Consider the following 2,405-nt stretch of genomic DNA (forward strand, 5'->3'; position numbering starts at 1 on the left):
GGCTCCGATCTCACCCGGTCAGGAGCACGCGGCCTTCGCCCGGCGGCGGCGCAACCTGCTCATCGGGGTCGGCGCGGCCCTGGCCGTCATCGTGGTGGCCCTGCTGGTACTGGCGTCGATCGTGAGCAAGATCTTCGGCAACGTCGGCGGTGGCCTCAATAAGGACGAGCTCGGGCTGAACGGGCCCTCCACCTCGTCGTCCGCGCCGGCGTCGTCGAGCGCGCCGCCGGCGGCCGCGGGCAGCGTCGTCAAGCCCACCAAAGCGACGGTCTTCTCCCCCGACGGCGACGCCGACAACGCGGGAACCGCCGGGCAGGCCATCGACGGCGATCCCTCGACGGCCTGGGCCACCGAGGTGTACACCGACGCTGTGCCTTTCCCCAGCTTCAAGCAGGGCGAGGGGCTGATGTTGCAGCTGCCCAGCCCCACCGTGGTCGGCCAAGTCAGCATCGATACCCCCAGCAGCGGGACCAAGGTCGAGATCCGTGCGGCATCCTCACCGTCGCCGTCCAGCCTCAACGACACCACCGTGCTGGCCCCGGGCTTCACGCTCAAGCCGGGGCACAACGTGATCCCGGTCAAGGCGGGCTCGCCGACGTCCAATCTGCTGGTGTGGATCTCCACACTGGGATCCACCAGCGGCAAGAGCCAAGCCGGTTTTTCGGAGATCACAGTCCAGGCCGCGTCCTGATCCTCGGCCCACCGGGCCACTCACATGAGCCCTTCGAAGTGAAGTGCCGCGCCATAGGCAATTGGTTAATGTCCGGCCGTGGGCCTCGGGAGAAACGCCAAGCACGAGCGCAGTGACGCCGAACTCCTGGCAGCCCACGTGGCCGGCGACCGTCACGCCTTCGGCGAGCTCTTCCACCGTCACCAGCGGCACCTGCACCGGCTTGCCCGGCTGACCACCCGCACCGCCGAGGACGCGGAAGACGCCCTGCAGGATGCCATGCTGTCCGCGCACCGCGGCGCGGGCGCATTCCGACACGACGCAGCCGTCGGAAGCTGGCTACACCGCATCGTTGTCAACGCCTGTCTCGACCGGCTGCGCCGCACCAAAGCGCACCCGACCGTGCCGTTGGAAGACATCTATCCGGTGGCCGATCGCACGGCTCAGGTCGAGACCAAGTTGGCGGTGCAGCGCGCCCTGATGCGGCTTCCCATCGAGCAACGGGCCGCGGTGGTGGCCGTCGACATGCAGGGTTACTCGGTGGCCGATACCGCCCGCCTACTCGGCGTCGCCGAAGGGACGATCAAGAGCCGGTGTGCTCGCGGCCGGGTTCGGCTCGCCGAGCTGCTCGGCTACCTCAACGCCGGCACGCACGCCCTGCCAGACGCAGCCGGCCAGCCCTGACCGCTCGACATGGAGCCGGCCGCGCGGCGCTATGCGTGGCCATAGCCGCGTGCATGACGGACACTGTGTCCGATGAACGCAGCGGACGACGATGCAGCGGACGACGATGCGGCGGGCGACGGCAACGCGGGATCGGACCCACCGCTCACGGTCGAACTGCTCGCCGACCTACAGGCCGGCCTGCTCGAGGACGAGGCCGCCGCCCGCGTCCGCAGTCAAGTCCGTGCCGACCCGCATGCCGCCGCCGTGCTGGGTGCGCTGAATCGGGTCCGCGGCGACGTCGCCGCCGTCGGTTCCGATCCGGGCTCCGCGCCCGACCCGCCCCCGCAGGTCACTGACCGGATTTCAGCGGCGCTGTGCTCCGCGGAGCCCGCTTCCGGGGATGCGGAGGGGCCGGCCGTCCACTCCGCCCGCCCACACATCCGTCCGGCCCGCGCCATCGCGGCGGCCGCGGGCGTGTGCGCGGTACTCTCCGCGATCGGTTTCGGAACCGTTGCGCTCCTGCATGCTCCCGAACCAGTCCCAGACACCCCCGGCGACGTCCAGCACATCACGCTGTCGACACCCCCGATGGAGGTCCCACTTTCCCAGAGCGAGATCTTCGGCCTGCTCGACCGCGGCCCCGACTACGGAACGCTCAACGACCCCGCGCGGCGCGCCTCTTGCCTCACCGGCCTCGGTTATCCGGCGTCCACGCAGATCCTGGGTGCGCGCCCGGTGGAGATCAACGCCCGCCCCGGCGTCGTTCTGGTGGTACCCGGCGACAGCCCACACATCCTGGCCGTCTTTGCGGTCTCCCCCAATTGCAGCGCCGCCGATACCGGCCTACTGGCCAGCACCCAGGTCCCCCGCCCTTAATGTGGTGCCATAGCTGGTGCGACATATCCGGGAACAGCCGTGCCTACGCTGGCGTTTACACAGATCCAAGACGAATCGCTGGAAAGGCTTTCATGACCGCCGACACTGTGCATGACGTGATCGTTATTGGTTCGGGTCCTGCTGGGTATACCGCGGCGTTGTATGCGGCGCGGGCGCAGTTGGCGCCGGTGGT

At 69.4% G+C, this 2,405-nt stretch carries 3 protein-coding genes and 1 pseudogene; all 4 read left to right on the top strand.

Annotated features, from left to right (window positions below; all coding sequences use genetic code 11):
* Positions 1 to 691 (top strand): annotated as a pseudogene (locus tag A5652_RS11690) (murein biosynthesis protein MurJ); the annotation flags it as partial.
* A 78-nt stretch (positions 692 to 769) separates the two neighbouring features.
* A complete protein-coding gene (gene sigM, locus A5652_RS11695; RefSeq protein WP_067350858.1) occupies positions 770 to 1,354 on the top strand; it encodes an RNA polymerase sigma factor SigM in 585 nt (194 codons plus the stop codon).
* A gap of 72 nt (positions 1,355 to 1,426) precedes the next feature.
* Positions 1,427 to 2,212: a hypothetical protein gene (locus tag A5652_RS11700; protein WP_067350861.1), complete on the top strand. Its 786-nt coding sequence runs from the start codon at positions 1,427 to 1,429 to the stop codon at positions 2,210 to 2,212.
* Positions 2,213 to 2,304: 92 nt separating this feature from the next.
* Positions 2,305 to 2,405: FAD-dependent oxidoreductase (locus A5652_RS27555; RefSeq protein ID WP_156745286.1), on the top strand; the 101-nt coding region annotated here is incomplete at its 3' end.

The sequence above is a fragment of the Mycobacterium sp. 1165178.9 genome (genome assembly GCF_001673555.1).
Taxonomy (GTDB): Bacteria; Actinomycetota; Actinomycetes; order Mycobacteriales; family Mycobacteriaceae; genus Mycobacterium.